Below are 21,196 nucleotides of genomic sequence, written 5' to 3' on the forward strand. Positions count from 1 at the left end.
GTATCCCTGTCTCACTCATCAAACGCCCCACTTTGATAAGCAGCATATTCGGACGAGCCGGAATGGTGGTTGCGCAAATGCGCCCCCAGGCCAGCTTCCGCACCCGCATCCCCGAGCTTATGCTGCACCTTGATCCCGAGCCACAGCACATCGGCCGTCTGGCTCTCCATTGTCGCTACTTTACCGAGCCGTTCAAGATAATAAGCGGCGTGCCGGTAGTCTTGCTGTTGGTAATACACGCGCACCAGGCCGGCATAGGTGATGGCCGCGCCGGGTGCGATGCGCTCCGCCTTGAGCCAGTAGCCGGCGGCGCGCGGGTAATCTTTCATGGCCAGGCTGCACGCCGCCGCATTATGCAGCGCCAGTTCAGGCGTGGCATAGGCGGCATCTTGCACTGCGGCATCGAAATACGCCAGCGATTGCGCCGCGCGCCCCGTCTGGCACAGAAACAGGCCATAATTATTGCTCAACTCGGGATTGTGGGGCGCAAGGCGCAATGCGTAAAGAAAATCTTTTTCAGCAGCCACCGGTTGGCGCAGGGCGGCAAAAATCAGGGCGCGCATGCCGCGCACCTGGGCGTCGTCCGGCACCAGCCGCACCGCCTGCTCCGCTTCGGCCAACGCCACCACAAACTGGTCCTGCATATAATAGGCGCTGGCCAACTGCAAGCGCAAGGCGGCGCGCTGCTCGACAGAGGCTGCTTGATCCTTGTCCGCGGCGGAAGCACAGCCGACCAGCAGCACAGCCAGGCTAACAGCGGCCACAGCGAGTGAGCGATGGTAAGCCATGCCTTCCCCCATCAGGAGCGGATCTCCACGATCTTGCCGAAATTGGCACCAAACTTTTGCTGGTATTCCGTCATCTTTTCCATGCGTTCCTGCACCCGGGTGCGGTCCTTGACTTCGCCGGCCAGCTGGCCGCAGGCCGCATCGATATCGTCGCCGCGCGTCTTGCGCACGGTGGTGATGATGCCGCCATCCATCAGCACCTGGGCAAAGGCCTTGATGCGCGGGTTTTTCGAGCGGAACAGGCCCGACTCGGGGAAGGGATTGAACGGGATCAGGTTGAACTTGCAGTTCACGCCGAACTCGCGGTCTTGCACCAGCGCCAGCAGTTCGCGCGCGTGCTCGTCGCTGTCATTGACGCCATCGAGCATGCAGTATTCGAAGGTGATGAAATCGCGCGGGGCGAATTCCAGGTAGCGCTTGCAGGCCGCCATCAATTCCTTCAGCGGGTATTTCTTGTTCAGTGGAATCAGCCCATCGCGCAAGGTGTCGTTCGAGGCGTGCAGCGAGACGGCCAGGGCCACCGGCACTTCCTGCGACAGCTTGTCCATCATGGGCACCACGCCCGAGGTCGACAGGGTCACGCGGCGGCGCGACAGGCCGTAGGCGTTGTCGTCGAGCATCAATTTCAGGGCCGTGACGGTGGGCTCGAAGTTCAGCAGCGGTTCGCCCATGCCCATCATCACCACGTTGGTGATCTGGCGCTCGCCTTTCGGGCCCGGCTCGATGCCCTTGGTGCGGCGCAATTGGAATTCCGCCATCCACAGCTGGCCGATGATTTCGCCCACGGACAGGTTGCGGTTGAAGCCTTGCTTGCCCGTCGAGCAGAAACGGCAGTTCACGGCGCAGCCGGCCTGGGTCGAGATGCACAGGGTGCCGCGGTTGTCTTCCGGAATGAACACGGTTTCCACGGCATTGCCATTGCCCACGTCGACCAGCCACTTGCGCGTGCCATCCGTCGACGTATGGTCGCTGATGATGGCCGGGGCGCGCACTTCGGCGCGCGTGGCCAGCTTGTCGCGCAGCGACTTGGCCAGGTCCGTCATGGCGTCGAAATCGGACGCGCCGAACTGGTGTATCCAACGTTGCAATTGTTTCGCACGAAACGGTTTCTCCCCCAACTCGGCGCAATAGGCGATGAGTTGCGCGGGATCGAGGTCCAGCAAGTTGGTGAGGGTCGTCGTATTCATGATCTTGTCTATTCTAAAAATCCGTCCCCGCGCGCAGCGGGAGCGAAAACTCCACAGCGCAGCGGGAACAGGGGGTGATAAGTTATTTCACAGATAACGCCAGGAAATAACGTTATCTAAGGCAATTAAGCCTTCAGTTCTGGGAAGAAGTAAGCGATTTCCACTTTAGCAGCTTCGACAGCGTCGGAGCCGTGCACGGCGTTGGCGTCGATCGAATCGGCGAAATCGGCGCGGATCGTGCCTTTTTCTGCTTTCTTCGGATCGGTCGCGCCCATCAGGTCACGGTGGGCCAGAACGGCGTTTTCGCCTTCCAGGGCTTGGATCATGACTGGACCGGAAACCATGAAGTCAACCAGGTCCTTGAAGAAGCCGCGCTCTTTGTGCGCTGCGTAGAAGCCTTCGGCTTGTTCGCGGGTCAGTTGGGTCATGCGCGCAGCGATGATTTTCAAGCCAGCGTTTTCAAAACGGGTGTAGATTTGACCGATTACGTTTTTTGCAACTGCGTCTGGTTTGATGATCGACAGGGTGCGTTCGATTGCCATGTGTGAAAACTCCAATAAAAAGAAAGGTTTAAAACGGTAAATTGATAACTCAATCAACCTTTGATTTTACCATACTCCACCCCATATCACCCAGAGAGGCAGGGGGCATCCTTGCGCACCGCCTGGGTTTAATGAAATCTTAAGCTGGTTTTTTTGTAAAAACCGGGGTCCATGCTATCCTTGGGCAAAGTAGTAATTTGAATTGACAACACGGAGGCACTATGAATCAGAACATGCAACGCACCTTTGACCTGTCGGGGGGCATGCAGCAAGTCCGCCACCAGGTCTTGCGCAACACTTACTGGCTGCTGGCACTGTCCATGATACCGACCGTGCTGGGCGCCTTCATCGGCGTGCAAATGCATTTGCCGATGCTGACCGGCGGCATGGGCTTCATCATCTTCATGGCCGTCGCTTTCGGCTTCATGTACGCGATCGAGAAGACCAAGAACTCGGGCCTGGGCGTCGCCGTCCTGCTGGGCTTCACCTTCTTCATGGGCCTGATGCTCACGCCTATCCTGACGCGCACGCTCGGCTACTCGAACGGCGGCATGCTGATCATGACGGCGTTCGGCGGCACGGCCACCATCCTGGCCGTCATGGCGACGATTGCCACGGTGTCGAAGCGCGATTTTTCCGCGATGGGCAAATGGCTGTTCGCCGGCGTGATCGTGCTGATCCTGGCATCGGTGGCGAACATTTTCCTGGGCCTGTCGGCACTGTCGATCGTGATCTCCATGGTCGCCATCGCCATCTTCTCGGCCTACATCCTGTATGACGTGCAGCAGATCATCAACGGCGGCGAGACCAACTACATCTCGGCCACCCTGCGCATCTACCTGGACGTGTACAACATCTTTACCAGCCTGTTGTCGCTCCTGGGCTTCGCCGGCGGCAGCCGCGACTAAGCGCTAGCGCGAAAACGCCCAGGGCGGCGTCGCAGTGCCTCGCCGTACCAGTCGTACTGTCTTCGGCACCGCACCTCGCCCTGAACGTTTTATGCGCCAGAGCATGAAAATAAAAGCCGACCCTCGGGTCGGCTTTTTTACGTCTGCAGCATCTACCTGACCTTCTCCGCGACGTCGAGCAGGCAGGCGCGGGCGCGGTCCAGGGTGGGATTGTCGCGCTGGGCCGCATACACGGCGTAGGCCGAATGCGAGAATTCGGGCGCGTCGCGCACGCGGTGCAGCAAGCCCGCATCGAGGTAGGGCTGGGCCGAGCCGATGCGGAAGTAGCTGGCGCCACCCACCTCCAGCAAATACACGAGGGCCAGCGGCCCCAGCGAGATGGACACGGGCGGGCTGCTCAGTTCCGGGTAGGCCGCCTGGTGGTTGGCCGCAAAGGCCGGCCCCCAGTCCACGTACACGTAGGTGTCGGCATGCATCTGCCCGTCGTCGCGCGTCGTGACCATCACGAGTTTCTCCTCGGCCAGCAGTTCGCTGACGAGGCCGGGGCGCTGCGGCGGGTTGTACAGCACGGCCAGGTCCAGCGAACCGTCGTGCACGGCGTCGAGCAGGCGCGCGGGGCTGTCGACTTCCGCGCGCAGGGCGATCTCGGGGCAGTCGCGGCTCATGCGGATCAGCCAGTCGCCCAGCAGCGGCTGCCACAGGCTCAGCTCGCAGCCGATGCTGACGGCGTCATCGCGCCCCGGCGGCAGGGCCACCTGGTGGCGCGCCCGCTCCCACACCTGCACCATGGTGGCCGCGTGGCGCAAGAAACGTTCGCCGGCCGACGTCAGGCGCGCGCCCGCCTTGTTGCGCACGAACAGCTGGCGCCCCAGTTGCTGCTCCAGGGTGCGGATGCGGGCGCTGACGGCCGTCTGCGTCACGTGCATGCGTTCGGCCGCCATGATGAAGCTGCCGCAGGAAGCCACTTCCAGGAAGGTACGTGCTTGATTGATATCCATCAAGCCATGATATCAGCTCACGCGTTCATAGCCGCCCAACACGCCCTGCTTCGACAACACCCATTGCCACAGCTGCAAGTCGCGCGCGCGGAAGGCGCCCGCGCAGGACAGCAGGTAATACGACCACATGCGGTGGAAGCGCTCGCCCAGCTGGGCGGAAAACTGCGGCCAGGCCTGCTCGAAATTGGCATGCCAGGCCATCAGGGTCTTGTCGTAGTCGGCGCCGAAGTTGTGCAAGTCCTCGGCCACAAATAAGTCGTCCATGGCGTCGCCGATCTGCCCGATCGACGGCAGGTCGCCATTCGGGAAGATGTATTTGTCGATCCATGGATCGCACGTGGAGTGGCGCTTGTTCTTGCCGATCGTGTGCAGCAGGAACAGGCCGTCGTCTTCCAGGCAGCGGTGCGCCACTTCCATGAAGGTGCGGTGATTCTTGTGCCCCACGTGCTCGAACATGCCGATGCTGACGATGCGGTCGAATTTTTCATTGGTGTCGCGGTAATCCTGCAGGCGGAAGTCCAGCTGCTCGCCGCCCGGCATGGCGCGCGCATACGCGGCCTGCTCTTTCGAGATCGTCACGCCCACGCATTGCACCCCGTATTTTTCCGCCGCATAGCGCATGAAACTGCCCCAGCCGCAGCCGATGTCGAGCACGCGCATGCCCGGCTCCAGGCGCAGCTTGCGGCAGATCAGATCAAGCTTGGCTTCCTGCGCCTCGGCCAGGTTGGCCGCATCCTTCCAGTAGCCGCAGGTATACGTCATGCGCGGGTCCAGCATGGCCGCATAGAACGTGTTGCCCAGGTCGTAGTGTTCCTTGCCCACCATCCAGGCGCGGCGCTCCGTCTGCAGGTTGAACAGGCGCGCGTACAGCGCGTGGAAGGCCAGGCGCATGGGGCGCACGTCGTCGGCCACCCGGGCGCGCAGCAGGTGGCAAAAGAATTCATCGAGCTGGTTCGCATCCCAGTCGCCGTCCATGTAGGCCTCGCCCAGGCCCAGGTTGCCGCTGGCGAAGGCCCGCTCCGGTACGCCCGGCTTGCGCAACTGCATGTCCCAGGCCGCGCGCCCGTTCAGGTGGATATCGGCCCGGGCCAGCAATTCGGCCGCTTCGCGCGTGAGCCGCGTGTCGAGCTTGAGTTCGGTGCCGGATGCCGGCGCTTGTTGCAACTGCATTGCTGCTTGTGTCGTGTGCTGCGTGTTCATGCCCTGCCGCCTCCAGATGATTGTCGGTGCCGACGCGCGCCGGCAAGTCAACATCAGCTGGCCGGCGGCGCGACAGCCATAAAATTATCCGCCCGCCATGGCCATCTGGATAATGAAACATCATGGCCATTCATATCAAATATTTTGCACTGAAATGACTTGAATCAATTATTTTATGGAAATATCTTAGACAAGAAGCGCACCGTAGCATGAAAAAAGCCGCCTGTTCGGCGGCTGTTCCCGGCGCGTTGGCGGCAATGCGCACAACGATCAAAAGTCGTGATTCGATGGATACTTGGTGTAAAAATCGTTGTCCCACTTGAAGTTGGTGAATGCCACCGTCATCGATACGTCGAGCGCTTCGACAAAATGCCAGCAGCCTACGGGCAGGAATAATATTTCGCCCGGCGCCAGCACGCATTCGCGCACCTGCACGTCGGCCATCAGCGGGTAGCGCTGCAAGTCGATGTCGCGCCCGTCGACGGGGGTGAAACAGTGGCGCTGGTTGTACACGCGCGCCACTTCGCAGGCCGCCATGATGCGCAGGCGCTTGCGCCCCGCCACCTGCGCCATGAAATTGTTCGTCAGGTCGTGGTGGAATGGCGTCACCGTGCCGGCCGGGCCGAACCACAGAAAGCCCGTGGGGCCGCCATCCTGCTTCAGGTATTCGGGCAGCTGGCCGATATCGTCCCACAGCTCGCGCAAGGCTTGCCGGTTCTGCGAATTGTTATTCGCCGTCATGTAGAAATCGTTGGTCGGGCCGCTGCCCTCGACCAGGCTGGCGTAGTCGCCAAAGGCCATCTTGCGCTTGTGCGCCACGCTGTTCATTTCGTACTGGGCATCCGCCTCGCGGCCGAACTGCACCTCCACCTCGCGCTGCGCGTAATGTTCGCGGAAATACGCGGGACTCCATTTCGCCATGGCGGGCCAGTCATCCATCATGCCGGTGATGATCACGGGCTGGTTGGTGGAATAGTATTCGTCGAGGAATTCCTGCGCGGACAATTTCTCGCGGCGGGCAATCTCGGGCGTGCGCAGCTGGTTCAGCTTGCGCTGGATATCGATCACCCAGTCGCGCTTGGCCAGCCGGTTCGACAGGCGCACGGCGCCGGCCAGATAGGGGCTTTGCAGCGCCAGCTCCACTTCGCGGCGCGCCAGGGGTTCCGCGATGCCGGCCTTTTGCAGCACCGGCATCAGCGCCGATGGGTGGCTGCCCAGCATGAGGTTTTCCGCGATCCAGCTGCGCCACTCGCGGCTCAGCTCCTGCTCCAGCTTCTGCTCCTGCTGCCTGACTCCCAATGTCGATACCGCCGCCATCGCCCGTCTCCTGTATTTTTAGATGATCAAGCGGCCGGGCAGCATGCACTGCCCGGCCGCCTCCTACTCTAGCGCAGTATTAGCGCACTTTCCACACCTCCGTCGCCAGCACGCCATTCGCGTCGCCATCGAGTTCCCACGAGAACGCGCCGCGCAAGCCCTGGTCCTTGACGTATTTCACCTTGGTGCCGATGACGGTCGGATCGTCATAGCTCCACCACTGGCCGCCCGCGCCCGTGTACAGGTACAGCTGCTTGGTGACGGGATGGTAGTAGCGCGTGCCGGCCTTGGCCACCAGGACTTTGTAGTCCTCGATGCCCGCTTCGTACGCACCGGGCGCCATGCCCGTGGCCGTCTGGTACAGGCCATCGCCATTCGGTCCCGGCGCCACGCCTGTCCAGCCGCGGCCATAGAATGGAATGCCCAGCAGCAGCTTGTCGCGCGGCACGCCGGCGGCGATCATGTACTGCACCGCCTTGTCGCCCACGTATTCCCGCGCCATGCCTGTCGACGGATCGGCAGGGTCGGCAAACAGCTGGGCGTTGAAGTTGGTGCTGTTTTCCCAGCCGCCGTGGAAGTCGTAGGTCATCAGGTTGATCCAGTCCATGTACTGCGAGTACAGGGCCGGTTCCGTGTTGTCGATCTTGTCCTTGCCGGCGCCGACTGCCGCCGTCAACAGGTAGCGCTTGCCGGTGCTTGCGCCCAGCGCATCGAGCTGGCTGCGGAATTCCGCCATCAGCAAGGTGAAATTGCGCTTGTCATTCGGGCTGACCGTGTTGTACGGCTGGCCGCCGCCGACCGGATATTCCCAGTCGATGTCGATGCCGTCAAAGATATTGGCCGCCGAACCCGGGCCACCGCGCCCTTGCGAGAGGGGCAGGTTGCCCTTGATGTACAAGTCGATGCAGGAACTGACCATCTGCTTGCGCAGCGCGTCGGTGGCAGATCCCACCGAGAAATTCTTCGACCAGCTCCAGCCGCCCAGCGAGATGAACAGTTTCAGGTTCGGGTGCGCCGCCTTGAGTTTTTTCAGCTGCAGGAAGTTGCCCGACAGTGGAGCATCCCATGGAATGGCCTGGCCATCGACGGTGCGCTTCGGCGTGCGGATGTAGTCGGCCTCGGCATCGCCGCCCGTGCCGGCGTCCGGCGCGTTCGGATTCGTCGCGCCCGGCTCGGCCTTGGTGATCATGCCGCACTCGTAGCCGCCGTTTTTCGGATAGATATTGCCGAAGGCGTAGTTGATGAAGGTCAGCTTGTCGGCCACGCCGCTGGTGTGCACGTTCGCCACTTCATAGTCGCGACCATACACGCCCCACTGCGCGAAATAGGAACCCACTTCGCGGCCCGTCGGGGTAGGCGTCGGGGTTGGCGTCGGGGTCGGGGTTGGCGTCGGCGTCGGCGTCGGCGTCGGGGTCGGCGTCGGGGTCGGTGTCGGGGTCGGCGTTGGAGTAGGCGTCGGCGTCGGCGTGATGCTGCACAGCTCCTGGCTGGTCCATGGCTTGCCCGTGCCGGCGGCGCCGTTGTTGCTCGACGGGTTGTCGCCCAGGGTCCAGTAGTTGGCGCGGTAATTGGTGCCGGCAAAGCTGACGACGGCGCCCGCGCTGTAGGCCGTGCCCGAGGCCCAGGCCAGCGCGCAGGTGCTGCTGGTTGGCGTCGGTGCCGGCGTCGGCGTAGGTGTCGGGGTGGGATTCGGCGTCGGTGTCGGGGTAGGCGTTGGCGTTGGGGTAGGTGTCGGCGTGGGGGTCGGCGTGGTGCCGCCATCACAAGCACCGCCGGCGCTCCACAGGCTAGGCGCGGAAACGGGATTCCAACCCGAGCCCACGTGATCGGTCTGCGTCACCAGGGCCGTGTAATTGGCGCCCAGGTAAGTGACCACCGTGCCCGCGTTATACGTGCCGCCCTCTTGCCACGGGATGCAGGCCACGGTGCTGACGGCCAACAATTGCGAACCGGCCGGCGCGCTGGCATCGCCACCGCCGCCGCATGCCGCCAGCACACCACCGCTGGCCAGGCACACCATCATGTTTCTGATCGTCTTTCTGAGTATTAAATTTTCCACGCTGTCTCCTGTTCAGGTTTGCGGAAATACCACTCTGCTTCAATAAAGAGCTACCCTGTGTTTTCATTTTTTTCAGTTGCAAGAACAGCATGCTGCTGAAAAAATAGGCGGTCAAGTGGTTTTGAAGTGGCATCAAAGTGGGCAATACCACTTCGCGCAAAAAGCACAGCAGCTTATGCGGACGGCATGTTGTCCTACTGGACAACGAAAAAACTGCAACGGGAAGAGGAGGAAAGGCGCTGGATCTGGAAAAAACAGACCAATTTTATAACACGGTGTAAGTGGTATTGCGGTGGCTTGCTGGCTTGCTGTGCTAAGCGGCGACGGGTGACTGCCTGGCCACCCGCCCCTTGCACGTACTTATTGCGCTAAATCAAATACCGCCATCGACTCTACGTGCGAGGTATGCGGGAACATGTTCACCACGCCCGCCTTGCTCAGGACATAGCCCGCTTCCAGCGCCAGGATGCCGGCGTCGCGCGCCAGGGTCGAGGGGCTGCAGGACACGTAGACGATGCGCTTGGGCAGCATGTCCGGACGCACTTGCGACAGGCCCACCAGCGCCTGGCACAGGGCCATGGCGCCATCGCGCGGCGGGTCGATCAGCATGCGGTCGAATTTGCCCAAGGCGATCAGGTCGTCCGTCGTCACTTCAAACAGGTTGCGCGTCGAGAACGAGGTTTTTTCCGCCAGGCCATTGGCCAGGGCGTTTTCCAGCGCCCGCTCCGTCAGCGTGGTGCTGCCTTCGATGCCCACCACTTCGCTGCCTTGCGTGGCCAGCGGCAAGGTGAAATTGCCCAGGCCGCAGAACAGGTCGGCCACGCGGTCGGACGGCTGCACTTCCAGCAGGCGCAAGGCTTTCGATACCAGCACGCGGTTGATGTGGTGGTTCACTTGCGTAAAATCGACGGGCTTGAACGGCATCTTGACGCCGAATTCCGGCAGCAAATAGTGCAGCTGCTTGTCCAGCGGATAGAACGGCACGGCCGTTTCCGGGCCTTTCACCTGCAGCCACCATTGCACGCCGTATTCGTCGGCAAAGGCCTTCAATTTCATCTCGTCGTCCGCCGTCAACGGCGCCATGATGCGCAAGACCATGGCCGTGACGTCTTCGCCCACGGCCAGCTCGATCTGCGGCATCTGGTCGAAGATGGACAGCGAAGCAATCAATCCACGCAGCGGCAGCAGCATGGCGGAAATGTGCGGCGGCAGGATCTCGCAGCTATCCATGTCCGCAACGAAGGCCGATTTCTTTTCATGGAAGCCCACCAGCACGGCATCCTTCTTCTTGACGTGGCGCACCGACAGGCGCGCGCGGTAGCGGTAGCCCCACGTCGGGCCATACATGGGGCGCATGATGCTTTGCGGACGCACCTTGCCGATATGCCACAGGTTATCTTCCAGCACGCGCTGCTTGATCGCCACCTGCGCCGATGGCTCCAGGTGCTGCATGGAGCAGCCGCCGCAATTATCGAAATGCTTGCACTTGGGTGTCACGCGCATGGCCGATTCGCGGTGCAGCGCCGTCATGCGGGCCATTTCCCAGTTTTTCTTTTTCTTGTACGTCACGAAGCTGACGCGCTCGCCCGGCAATGCGCCTTCGACAAACACGACCTTGCCCGGCGAGCCGTCTTCGTTCTCAATATGGCCAACGCCACGGGCGTCCATGTCGAGCGATTTGATTTCGATGATATTTTCTTGCATAGCGATCAATAGGTAAGAGTGGGCCAGGACGCAGGGCCGCGCTGGAACTTGCAAACAATGGGGGAAAGGTCAGGCGCCGCGAGCGGGGCGTATGATAGCAGATGCCGACTAGCTTAAGTCCGCGGCACAGTTGCGCCGATTCAGCGTGCCTGAGAAAATGTACAGGGCAAGGCGCATTGCCGAAGACAGTACGCCAGTACGGCGAGGCATTGCAACGCCGCCGATGCGTTTTATCGGGCACGCTACAGCAGGGAGTCGCGCACGACGCCGCGCGCGGCCATGGCGCGCTTCAATTTAATCAGCGCTTCCTGCTGGATCTGGCGCACGCGTTCGCGCGTCACGCCCATTTCCTCGGCCAGGGTTTCCAGGGTGGCCGGATCATCGTTGTCGAGGCCGAAACGGCGCATGATCACCACGCGCTGCTTGTCGGGCAGCTTGGTCAGCCAGTCGCGCACGAGCACCGTCATTTCATGGTGTTCCGCGCGCGCGTCGGGGCTGTCCTCGCTGGCGCCGGGCAGCATGTCCATCAGGGACGATTGCGGGTCGTTGTCGAGCGGCGCGTCGAGCGAGGTGGCATGCTCGGACAGGGCCAGGATATCCTGCACCTCTTCCACGGGACGTCCCACCAGGTGGGCGATATCTTCCGCCGTGGCATCCTTGCCATCGTGGTGCTGGGCTTCCAGGTGGTATTTGCCGCGCAGGATCTGGTTCAGTTCGCGCACCATGTGCACGGGCAGGCGCACCGTGCGCGCCTGGTTCATGATGGCGCGCTCGATGCTCTGGCGTATCCACCAGGTGGCGTAAGTGGAAAAGCGGAAGCCGCGCTCGGGCTCGAACTTGTCGATGGCGCGCATCAGGCCGATGTTGCCCTCCTCGATCATGTCGAGCAGCACCACGCCGCGGTTGATGTAATGCTTGGCGATCGACACGACGAGGCGCAGGTTGTGCTCGATCATGGTTTGCCGGGCTTCGAAATTGCCCTGCTTGGCCAGGGTGGCGTAATGCACTTCCTGCGCCGCCGTCAACAGGGGCCGCGTGCCGATCTGGTTCAGGTAGTGCTGCGTGGTATCGGTCGACAGCTCGGCCGCCAGCACTTTCTTCAATTCATCGACACTTTCGACCAGCACGCTGACGCTGGCCACTTCGCCGCCCTCGCCCGCCTCGACGGCGTCAATGCCGTCGAGTTCGCCCGCATCGTCCGTCACGACTTCGTCCGCCCCGTCTTCCGGCGGTTCCTGGTCATCGTCCAGCTGGTCATGCGGCGCGTGTGTCATTGCTTTACCTAACGGTTAGGCAGGAATTTCGAAGGGTCGACAGGTTTGCCTTGCTGGCGAATTTCAAAGTGCAGCTTCACGCGGTCGGCATCGGAATCGCCCATCTCGGCGATGGCCTGGCCCTTGTTCACGTTCTGCCCTTCCTTCACCAAGATGCTGCGGTTATGCGCATAGGCCGACAATAAACTATTACTGTGCTTCACGATAACAAGATTACCATAACCACGGATTCCGCTCCCGGCATACATGACTTTTCCTGCGCCGGCCGCCACCACCTGCTGGCCCGCCTTGCCGGCGATATCGACGCCCTTGTTCTTGCCTTCGTCAAAAGTACCGATGACCTTGCCTTCGGAAGGCCACATCCAGCTGATCTTGTCGTCGCCCGGCGCCGATGCCGCAGCGGCGGCAGCGGCCGGTGCGGCGGCAACGGTTGTCGCCGGCGCCGGCGCCGGCTTGGCGTCAGGGGTGCCGCCATCGGCGCGCAGTTCGGCCAGCGTGGCATCGGAGTAGGCGCGCTTCTCGCCGCGCGGCCCCGTTTTCTTCGGCACCACGGGCGCGGCGGCGCGCACTTCCGTCGATGGCGGCATGACGATGGCCGACGTTTGCGCGCCGCCAGCATCGCCCGTCGGCGGCAGCACGCGCAAGATCTCGTCGACCTTGATGTCATTCGGATTGCTCAAGTCATTCCAGGTCACCAGGTCGCGGTAATTCTGGCCATGTTCGAGGGCGATGCGCAACAGGGTGTCGCCGCGCTTGACCCGGTAAAAAGCGGGATCGCGGTCGCGCGGATCGCTGGCCGCCGCATTGCTGGTGACGGGCTGGCGCTCCACCACAGGCGCCTGCACGCCCGTCGTGCCGCAACCGCTCAACAAGGCGGCCAGGGTGATGCTGCATAGGAGGATGTTACTTTTCTTAATCATTCGCATGTAATTGTAGGTCCTGCTGCTAACTGATCCGGGGATCATATGGTGCCCGGGCGCAAAGGCACAAAATGGCAATCTTCCAGGGTTTGGCTGGTCCATTCCATTTTCCCCACCCGGGTAATGAGTTGTAAGTGTTGCAATTTCGCCCCGACCGGTGCAACCAGGCGCCCGCCGGGCGTCAGCTGTTCCAGCAGGGCTTGCGGGACTTCCAGGCCGGCTGCGGCAAGGATGATGCCATCAAAGGGCGCCGCCTGCGGCAGGCCAAGCATACCATCTCCGTACTGCAAGCGCAGATTCGACACGCGCAGCGGGCGCAGATTGGCCTTCGCCAGCTCGTGCAAGGGACGGATGCGCTCGATCGAATACACCTCCTTCGCCACCAGCGACAGCACCGTCGCCTGGTAGCCGCAACCCGTGCCGATCTCCAGCACGCGCTGCAGCGCTCCGCCATTGCGCATCACTTCGATCATGCGCGCGACGATATATGGCTGCGAAATGGTCTGGTGATGGCCGATGGGCAGCGACGCATCGATATACGCCTGCGATGCCAGCGCCTCGTCCATGAACATGTGGCGCGGCACGGCCTGCATGGCGTCGAGCACCACCTGGTCCTTGACGCCCTGTTTGGCGATGCGCGCCACCATGGCGCGCCGCACGGCGTCCGACACCAGCGGGTTTTGCCGTGGCGCCGCGGCGACCGCCGGCTGCGCCCGCTCATTGGCGATGGCCTGGGCGCGCGACGGCGTGATGGCCGCGGGCGCGCCATACGGCTGCGCGCCGCCGCGGGCCGCATTCTGCGCCGCGTTCTGCGTCGCCGTCTGCGGCGTGGCGATGCGCGATTGCGCCAGCGACTGCCCCCCGCCCTGCCTGGCGGGCTTGCCGGCCAGCGAATCGAGGGACAGCGGGAAGGTACGCGGCTTATCGGTCATGGTGAGCGGTCATCGTGAGCGGTCATGGTCAGCGGTCATGCCAGGCCTCGTGCCAGTGCATCGAGTTGGGTGGTATGCGTCAGGTCGATCTGCAACGGGGTAATCGAGACTTGTCCTTGCTTCACTGCATGGAAGTCCGTGCCGGGACCACCATCCTTGGTGGCGCCTGCCGGGCCGATCCAGAAGATTTCCCGGCCGCGCGGGTCGAGCGCGCGGATCACCGGCTCGGCCGAGTGGCGCTTGCCCAGGCGCGTGGCCACCACGCCTTGCATTTGCTCATAAGGAATCGCCGGGATGTTCACGTTCAGCAGATACGGCTTTTGCAAGGCATCGTAACGGCGTTCGACGATCTCGCGCGCCACGCGGGCGGCAGCATCGAGGTTGGCCCAGCCAAACTCGGACTGGGAAAAGGCAATGGCGGGAATGCCGAACAGATAGCCTTCCGTGGCGGCGGCCACCGTGCCCGAATACAGCGTATCGTCGCCCATGTTGGGGCCGTTGTTGATGCCGGAGACCACCAAATCGGGACGCTCGATGAGCATGCCCGTCAGCGCCACGTGCACGCAGTCGGTGGGCGTGCCATTGACAAAATAAAAGCCATTCGCGGCCTTGTGCACGGACAGGGGCCGGTCCAGGGACAGGGAATTGGACGCGCCCGAGCGGTTGCTGTCGGGCGCCACCACCACGATCTCGGCGATGGGCGCCAGCGCGTCGGCCAGTGCGGCAATGCCAGGCGCGAGGTAGCCGTCATCGTTACTGATAAGAATTCTCATAACGAGATTTTACCTGAAGCAATGCCAACACTGCGCGTACGGCACGTCGATCGGCAGCATTTTTTCTGCCGCCCGGCGCCAGCACGCACGGCGTCAACGCGGCTCGATGCGCGCTTCCGACAGCGCGCCTTCCAGCGCCTGCACCTCGTCTTCCTGCAAGGCCAGCAAGCCATCGAGGTCGCCTTGCAGTTTGTACATGCGTTTCAGCTGGGCCATGCCGCGCTTGCGCAGCTTGCCGGGCACGCCGGGGCGCAGCAGGCACGACTTCAAGTGTTCGGCCAGCTCGCCCGCCTGCGCATATTGCTCGCGCTCGATCATGCCTTGCAACATGCCGATCATGCTGGCCAGGGTATCGGGCTCCGCCCCGTCGTGCCCGTTGGCACGCCCCGCCAGGATGGTTTCCTGCAGATGGCGTGCACCGTCGAGCACGCTATCGGCATGGCCCGTGACGGGCGCGTTCAGCAGCCGGTCGCTGCCGCTGAGCACGTCGTCTTCCAGCTGGCGCGCCGCCTCGCTGTCACCCTGCTGCAACAGCGTCCCGGCCAGCTGCTTCTTGCTGTGCAAGGTATCGAGGTGGTCTTCGCCCAGCAGCCGCGCGTGCACTTCCAGCACCTGCTCCTGCACGCTGCGCGCCGCATCGAGCTCGCCGCGCCGCAGCAGCGCTTCGGCCAGCTTGCGCTGGCTCATCAGGGTTTCCGGATGGTCGAGTCCCCGCGTGCGCTCGCGCGCCGCCACCTGGTCTTCATGCAACTGGCGCGCCCCGGCCCAGTCGCCCTGCCCCGCCACGATATCGGCCAGCAGGTCGCGCGTGGCCAGGGTCGCCGCGTGGTCGACGCCCAGGCGGCGCTCCTGCGCCTGCAGTACGGCGTCGAGCAGGCGCCGCGCGCCTTCCAGGTCGCCATCGCGCCCCTGCGCCTGCGCCAGGGCCAGCTTGCTGCGCAGGGTGTCGCCATGCTCGGCGCCGAACAGGCGCTCGCGCGCCGCCACCACCCGGGCCAGCACTTGCTGCGCCTGCGCCAGCCGGCCCATGCGCAGCAAGGTGGCGGCGCGGCCATCCATCGCCCCCAGCGTCATCGGATGCTCGTCGCCCAGCAGGCGGGAGTAACTGTCCAGCACGAAATCCTGCAACAGCAGCGCGCCCGCCAGGTCGCCCTGCTGCGCCAGGGTTTGCGCCAGGCAGGCTCGCGCGGCCAGGGTGTCGGGGTGTTCGGCGCCCTGCAGGCGCTCGCGCACATCGGCCACGTCCTCTTCCAGGAAGCGCGCTTCGTCCAGCTTGCCCAGCTGGCGCAGCAGGCGCGCCATGCCGCTCTTGCCGGCAAGGCTGTCGGGATGCTCCTCGCCCAGCAGGCGCACGCGGATCTCCACGCTCTGGCGGAAGGCGTCGAGGGCCTGCGCGCTGCGCCCATCTTTACGGTACAGCTCGCCCAGGCGCGCCAGGTCGCGCGCCAGCGGCAGCGCCACGGCGCGGCCCGGCTCCAGCAGCGCGGCCTGGCGCGCCTCGCCGATGGCCGCCAGCAAGGCGATTTCACGGCTCGATTGCCAGGGGAAGTAGCCGCCCGTCAACCAGTGCAGAAAGGCCTCGAAGGTGCGCGTGAGGGAAAAGCGGTCGCCGCCCTGGTCGATGCGCACGGCCAGTTGTTCGCCATAGGCAAAGGTTTTCGTCTGCTGCAGCTGGACTTCATCGAAATAGCTGTCGAGGGCGATCTGCGGCAAGCCGTAGGAGCTGCGCAGCAAGCGCTCGAACATGGGCTGGAAACCGGCGATGCCCTTGTGCGCATCACCGCGGCGCCACTCGGCCCGCTGCGCCCCATCGCCCATTTCTATGCGCGACGGCAAGGGGTACACGAGCAGCGGACGCTGCTCGTCTTCATGGCTGCGCCGGTATTCGATGGCCCGCGTGACGAGCGCATCGACGCCCTCCAGGCTTTGCCGGTTCGGCGTGAAGACCACCACCAGTTTTTTCGGCAACAAGGTGGTGCAGATGCCCGCGCTGTCCGTGCGTCCCGTGCGCGAATCGACCAGCACGTAGCGGAAATGCTGGGCCAGCGTATCGGCGAAGCAGCGGAACAGGGCCGGGCAGGTATCGAACAATTGATCCCAGCGCATCTGCGCCAGGCGTTCGCTGTAGCTGGCGTCGAAGCGCCCCGCGCGCATCAGGTACAGGGGACTGCCCTGGTCGACGCGCACCACGTATTGCTGCCAGTCGATGGCGTCGAGCACGCGCTGCGCCAGGGCCGCGTCGTCCGCGCCCGTGGCGCGCTTGCCGCCCGTTTCCAAACTGATGCGTTCAAGCTGCTGGCGGCAGGCTTCAAAAAACTCCAGCACGCCGGGGCGCTCCTCGTGCTGCTCGAAATAATGGTGCAGGCCCGGCGCTTCCATGTCCCAGTCCAGCATCAGCACCGGCACGCTGGCGTTTTCGCGCCGCGCCAGCAGCACGGCGATATTCGACAATGCCATGGTGCGGCCGGTGCCGCCCTTGTAGGAATAGAAGGTGACGACTTCGCCAGGGGCGCTCAAAGGCGGTAGGGACAGGCGTTGGCATTCCATGACGGTACCTTTAACGTGATTAGCGTGGAAAGTGAGGAGGCGGAACGGCGCGCCATTCCGGCGGAATATCGGGCAGCACGAAGCGGCTGCAATCGTGGCCCGGCGGCGTCGACCGCTTGAGCAATTGGTAATGCTTGGCAATGCGCTGGACGATGCGTTCGATGTCGGGCAGATATTGGAGGTTCGATTTCAGGTCGCCGCTGGCCAGGGTGTAGCCGGAAAAATCCACATACAGGCCCGACTCCGTGATTTGCTGCGGCAAACCGTCGGGGTGGCGCGTCATGATGATGGGAATGATCAGGTGGCTGGGCAAGTCATACCAGGTACGGCGCTCCTGCTCGATCAATTGCATGGCGGCGAACTCGCGCCGCGTGTAGCCATGCGCTTCGTATTTCGGCGTGTACAGCACGATCATGCACACGCTCTGGCACATGGCGCGCGCCACGCGCAGGTCGATATCGTCGCCGCCGCCCAGCTGTTCGGCGTCGATGAACAGCACTTCCTCGCGGTCCAGGTGCGGCTCCAGGTAGCAGGCCAACGCCTCGATGAGGTCATCCTTGAACTTGTTCATGAACGCATATTGGCCGTGCGCGTAGCTCAAGAAACAGCCGTAGCGGATATCCATGGCATCCCCCTGTTCCCCGTGCGGCCTGCCATCGCCGCGCCCTGCTCCCACAAGGCATGCAGCCACTGTAAACCGCTGAGCAACGTCCTGTTTGCGCTGGCGCAAAGATGTGTCCGGCGTCCTGGACATCAATTCCAATGCCGGAAAATGGCGCGATCACGCCGATTTCTGGCATGGCAGGCGCGCAGGCCGGCGCCGCACGGCATCGCCAGCACCTTGATTACAAAGGGAAAATGACCAGGGAGAAATAGCCGGCGCGGGCGCGCCGGCCAAATGGACTACTCGGCGCGCGGCGGCAGGTTGCGGAAGAACTCGACCACTTCGGCGCTATCGCGCGTGCGCTTGAACGGCGGCAGGCTTTGCCAGATGCGCTTGCCGTAGGGCTTGGAAATGAGGCGCGGATCGCAGATCATCAGCACGCCACGGTCGCCCTCGTCGCGGATCAGCCGGCCCGCGCCCTGCTTCAGGTTGATGATGGCTTCCGGCAGCGAATGGTGCATGAAGCCGTTCTTGCCCTGCTTTTCCATCACTTCGATGCGCGCCGCCAGCACCGGGTCGTCGGGCGGCGCGAACGGCAGCTTGTCGATGATGACCAGCGATAACGCATCGCCGCGCACGTCGACGCCTTCCCAGAAACTCTGGCTGCCGATCAGCACGCCATTGCCGGCGGCGCGGAACTGGTCCAGCAATTCCGTGCGGCCCCGGTCGCCCTGCACGAACAGCGGGAAGTTCAAGCCGCGCTGCTTGAATTCGTCGGCCAGGCGCTCGGCGGCCCGTTTCACGGCGCGCAAGGTGGTGCACAGGAAGAAGGTGCGTCCGCCGGCCGCCTCGATGATGGGCAGGGCGCAGTCGATGACGGCGTCCGTGTAGCCCAGCGAGTTCGGCTGTGGCAGGTTTTGCGGCACGAACAGCAAGCCTTGCTGGCCATAGTCGAAGGGGCTCGGCCACGTGTGCGACGGTTCGCCCGTCAAGCCCATCTGTTCTGAGAAGTGCTTGAAATCGTTTTTCACGGCCAGGGTGGCGGAGGTGAAAATCCAGCTGCGCGGCGTGCCTTCGCGCTGGTTGTTGAAGATGGGCGCGATCGACAAGGGCGTCTTATGCAGCTGCAGGGAGCTGGAAAACGCTTCCACCCAGAACACGGCTTCCTCGCCGGCCGCGACCTTGGCCTTCGGATCGAATTTCCAGCCGCTCAACTGCTGCGCCAGTTCGACGCCGCGCACGCGGCACTGCTCCAGGGTTTCCGCCCGTTCCGCCTGGGTTTCCAGCACGGCCACCATGCCATCGAGCTCATCCTTGAGGGTGTCCAGCGCGGGGAAGAAGTCGCTCGACGGGGCGATTTGCGGCAGCGACAGGCGCACGATGTCCTGCGGAAAGGTCAGGCGCAGGTCGCGCGCGGCCTTTTCCACCACCGTCACCGTCTTGGCCCAGTCGATGCCGCGCGCATGCGCGAGTCCCTCGGCCAGCACGTCGCGGCACAGTTCCAGGATTTGCGAGGTGGACACGGTGTTACCGAAGAACAAAGTGGCCGTGTCGGGCAGCTGGTGCGCCTCATCGAAGATGATGGTGTTGGCCGATGGCAGCAATTCCGCCACGCCCGTGTCCTTCAGGGCCACGTCGGCAAAGAACAGGTGATGGTTGACCACCACCACGTCGGCCTGCTGCGCTTCCTTGCGGGCCTTCATCACAAAACAATCCTGGTAGTACTGGCACTCGGCGCCCATGCAGGTGTCGCGCGTGGACGTCACCAGGTTCCAGATCATGGCGTTTTCCGGCACCTTGGCCAGTTCCGCCTTGTCGCCGGAGCTGGTCATCTTGATGAAGCGCGAGATTTCACGCAGGTGGCCCACGTCGTCGCGCGAGGTCATGCGCCCGTTCTGCAGGGTGCGTTCCAGGTGGTAATGGCAGACGTAGTTCGAGCGCCCCTTCAGCAGGGCGACGGACACGGGCGCCTGCAGCGCGGCGCGCACGGTGGGGATATCGCGCAGGAACAGTTGATCCTGCAAGTTCTTCGTGCCCGTGGAGACGATGGTCTTGCCGCCCCACATCAGGGCCGGCACCAGGTAGGCAAAGGTCTTGCCCGTGCCCGTGCCCGCCTCGGCGATCAGGGTCGTCTGGCTGTCGATGGCATTGGCGATGGCCTTGGCCATTTCCGTTTGCGAACGGCGCGGCTTGTAGCTGCCCACGGCCGGCCCCAGCGGGCCGCCGGCGCCAAACAGGCGTTCGATGTCGGCATCGTGCTTGCCAGGCGCAGCCTGCGGTTCGGCTGCGGCCTCGGGTGGCTGGCCGTCCTGGCTGGCGGGCATTAAATTGTGATCGGTCAAAATATACTTAAAGTGATGGCATGGCCGGGCGCGGCAAGCGCCCTTCAGGCTGGAACGTCGGGCACCAATTGCATTTTCAGCAAGGTGATGTGATCCTTCAATTGCAATTTGCGCTTCTTCAAGCGGCGCAGCTGCAGCTCGTCATGGTGGCCATCGAGTATCAGCAGCTCGATGACGGCATCGAGGTCACGGTGTTCCACGTTGAGTTCAATCAGGCGCCGCTCTATATGCTGTGCATCGCTCATGTGTTGCGTTCCAGGCAGTGTTGGGAAACGGGCGCACGCCTTCATCGCGTGCGCGGACATCTGCGCCGGAATTCCCGGCGAGTGCATAGTTTAACCTGCCGCGCGCGATAGGGCACGCCATTTCCGGCCTGCCCGCGCGGCGGCGGTCAATTCGCGGGGGGAACGGCGGGCGCCGGCGCGCTGGCCGCCTTGGCCGCCTTGGCGTCCGCCTCGGCCTGGCGCTCGGCCAGGCGTTGCGCCACGCGCTTCTGGCGCGCCACGGCGTCGGCCTGCTTGCGCGCATACGCCGCTTCGCGGGCGGCGCGGCGGGGCGCCTCGGCCGCCTCCTCGGCCGCCTGTTTCTTCACTTTTGCCGCATACTCGGCTTCGCGCTCGGCCAGGCTCTTGCCTTGCGGCTTAGGTGCTTCCGGCTCGGGCGCCACCACTTTCATGGGCTTGGGGGCGGCGGCGGCGCGCTGTTCCGCGTCGAGGCGCGCCGTTTCCTGGGTCCGCGCCAGGTCGATATCGCGCAGGCGCACGGATTCGGCGCGCTTGAAGTGATTCGCTTCCGCTTCGATGGCGCGCAGGCGCACCAGGATCAGACGGCGCTTTTCCTTGGCCTTGTCGAGGCAGTTATTCACGAAAAACTTGTCGTAGCACTCCACTTCGCGCGCGGCATACTCGCTTTCCGCCGCCTCGCGCTCGCTGGCTGCCTGCTTCAGTTTCGCATCCGCTTCCTCGACGGACAGGGTGGCGGGCACTTGCGGCGCGCCGACTTCATCCAGTGCCACGCTGCCCTGGTGCGCGCAGGCGGACAGGGCCAATGCCAGGCCCACGCCCGCTGCCAGCTTGTAGAGTGTTTTTGCCATCATCTTCA

General features: G+C 63.5%; 18 protein-coding genes. 1 reads left to right on the forward strand and 17 read right to left on the reverse strand.

Annotated features, from left to right (window positions below; translation table 11 throughout):
- Positions 1-11 precede the first annotated feature (11 nt).
- From pilW to ndk, 3 genes are all read right to left on the reverse strand, one after another.
- Positions 12-788: a type IV pilus biogenesis/stability protein PilW gene (gene pilW, locus BM193_RS02785; protein WP_092796985.1), complete on the reverse strand. Its 777-nt coding sequence runs from the start codon at positions 786-788 to the stop codon at positions 12-14.
- A gap of 11 nt (positions 789-799) precedes the next feature.
- The gene (gene rlmN, locus BM193_RS02790; RefSeq protein WP_092795195.1) at positions 800-1,975 is read right to left on the reverse strand and encodes a dual-specificity RNA methyltransferase RlmN; all 1,176 of its coding nucleotides are present in this window, start codon (positions 1,973-1,975) and stop codon (positions 800-802) included.
- A 125-nt stretch (positions 1,976-2,100) separates the two neighbouring features.
- Positions 2,101-2,517 carry a nucleoside-diphosphate kinase gene (gene ndk, locus BM193_RS02795; RefSeq protein ID WP_092795197.1) on the reverse strand — a complete coding sequence of 139 codons (417 nt, stop codon included), beginning with the start codon at positions 2,515-2,517 and terminating at the stop codon, positions 2,101-2,103.
- 221 nt (positions 2,518-2,738) lie between these two features.
- Here ndk and BM193_RS02800 point away from each other — a divergent pair, with 221 nt between their 5' ends.
- Positions 2,739-3,425: a Bax inhibitor-1/YccA family protein gene (locus tag BM193_RS02800; RefSeq protein WP_034752039.1), complete on the forward strand. Its 687-nt coding sequence runs from the start codon at positions 2,739-2,741 to the stop codon at positions 3,423-3,425.
- Between the two features lie 152 nt (positions 3,426-3,577).
- On the opposite strand, the gene BM193_RS02805 is transcribed toward BM193_RS02800, so the two are convergent.
- From BM193_RS02805 to BM193_RS02870, 14 genes are all read right to left on the reverse strand, one after another.
- Complete coding sequence (locus BM193_RS02805) at positions 3,578-4,423, reverse strand: LysR family transcriptional regulator (RefSeq protein WP_092795199.1); 846 nt, start codon at positions 4,421-4,423, stop codon at positions 3,578-3,580.
- Positions 4,424-4,435: 12 nt separating this feature from the next.
- The gene (cfa, locus tag BM193_RS02810; protein ID WP_092795201.1) at positions 4,436-5,623 is read right to left on the reverse strand and encodes a cyclopropane fatty acyl phospholipid synthase; all 1,188 of its coding nucleotides are present in this window, start codon (positions 5,621-5,623) and stop codon (positions 4,436-4,438) included.
- A gap of 270 nt (positions 5,624-5,893) precedes the next feature.
- Positions 5,894-6,940 (reverse strand): cupin-like domain-containing protein, encoded by a 1,047-nt coding sequence (locus BM193_RS02815; protein ID WP_092795203.1) that lies wholly within the window; start codon positions 6,938-6,940, stop codon positions 5,894-5,896.
- Between the two features lie 79 nt (positions 6,941-7,019).
- Positions 7,020-8,999, reverse strand: coding sequence for a glycosyl hydrolase family 18 protein (locus BM193_RS02820; protein WP_302848136.1), 1,980 nt, complete (start codon positions 8,997-8,999; stop codon positions 7,020-7,022).
- Positions 9,000-9,359: 360 nt separating this feature from the next.
- Positions 9,360-10,703 carry a 23S rRNA (uracil(1939)-C(5))-methyltransferase RlmD gene (gene rlmD / locus BM193_RS02825; RefSeq protein WP_092795205.1) on the reverse strand — a complete coding sequence of 448 codons (1,344 nt, stop codon included), beginning with the start codon at positions 10,701-10,703 and terminating at the stop codon, positions 9,360-9,362.
- 242 nt (positions 10,704-10,945) lie between these two features.
- Complete coding sequence (gene rpoS, locus BM193_RS02830; RefSeq protein ID WP_092795207.1) at positions 10,946-11,977, reverse strand: RNA polymerase sigma factor RpoS; 1,032 nt, start codon at positions 11,975-11,977, stop codon at positions 10,946-10,948.
- A gap of 8 nt (positions 11,978-11,985) precedes the next feature.
- Positions 11,986-12,897, reverse strand: a complete 912-nt coding sequence (locus BM193_RS02835) for a peptidoglycan DD-metalloendopeptidase family protein (protein ID WP_092795209.1) — start codon at positions 12,895-12,897, stop codon at positions 11,986-11,988.
- A gap of 41 nt (positions 12,898-12,938) precedes the next feature.
- On the reverse strand, positions 12,939-13,829 hold the full coding sequence (locus BM193_RS02840; protein WP_092795211.1) for a protein-L-isoaspartate(D-aspartate) O-methyltransferase: 891 nt from the start codon (positions 13,827-13,829) through the stop codon (positions 12,939-12,941).
- A 35-nt stretch (positions 13,830-13,864) separates the two neighbouring features.
- On the reverse strand, positions 13,865-14,602 hold the full coding sequence (surE, locus tag BM193_RS02845) for a 5'/3'-nucleotidase SurE (protein ID WP_092795212.1): 738 nt from the start codon (positions 14,600-14,602) through the stop codon (positions 13,865-13,867).
- A 93-nt stretch (positions 14,603-14,695) separates the two neighbouring features.
- Positions 14,696-17,149, reverse strand: coding sequence for a tetratricopeptide repeat protein (locus tag BM193_RS02850; protein WP_092795214.1), 2,454 nt, complete (start codon positions 17,147-17,149; stop codon positions 14,696-14,698).
- Between the two features lie 19 nt (positions 17,150-17,168).
- Positions 17,169-17,774 (reverse strand): toll/interleukin-1 receptor domain-containing protein, encoded by a 606-nt coding sequence (locus BM193_RS02855; RefSeq protein ID WP_092795216.1) that lies wholly within the window; start codon positions 17,772-17,774, stop codon positions 17,169-17,171.
- 278 nt (positions 17,775-18,052) lie between these two features.
- A complete protein-coding gene (locus BM193_RS02860; RefSeq protein WP_092795218.1) occupies positions 18,053-20,077 on the reverse strand; it encodes a DNA repair helicase YoaA in 2,025 nt (674 codons plus the stop codon).
- Positions 20,078-20,139: 62 nt separating this feature from the next.
- A complete protein-coding gene (locus BM193_RS02865; protein WP_010399897.1) occupies positions 20,140-20,340 on the reverse strand; it encodes a YdcH family protein in 201 nt (66 codons plus the stop codon).
- A gap of 146 nt (positions 20,341-20,486) precedes the next feature.
- Positions 20,487-21,191 (reverse strand): hypothetical protein, encoded by a 705-nt coding sequence (locus BM193_RS02870; RefSeq protein ID WP_254785801.1) that lies wholly within the window; start codon positions 21,189-21,191, stop codon positions 20,487-20,489.
- Positions 21,192-21,196 lie beyond the last annotated feature (5 nt).

The sequence above is a fragment of the Janthinobacterium sp. 344 genome (assembly GCF_900112025.1).
Classification (GTDB): Bacteria; Pseudomonadota; Gammaproteobacteria; order Burkholderiales; family Burkholderiaceae_D; genus Janthinobacterium.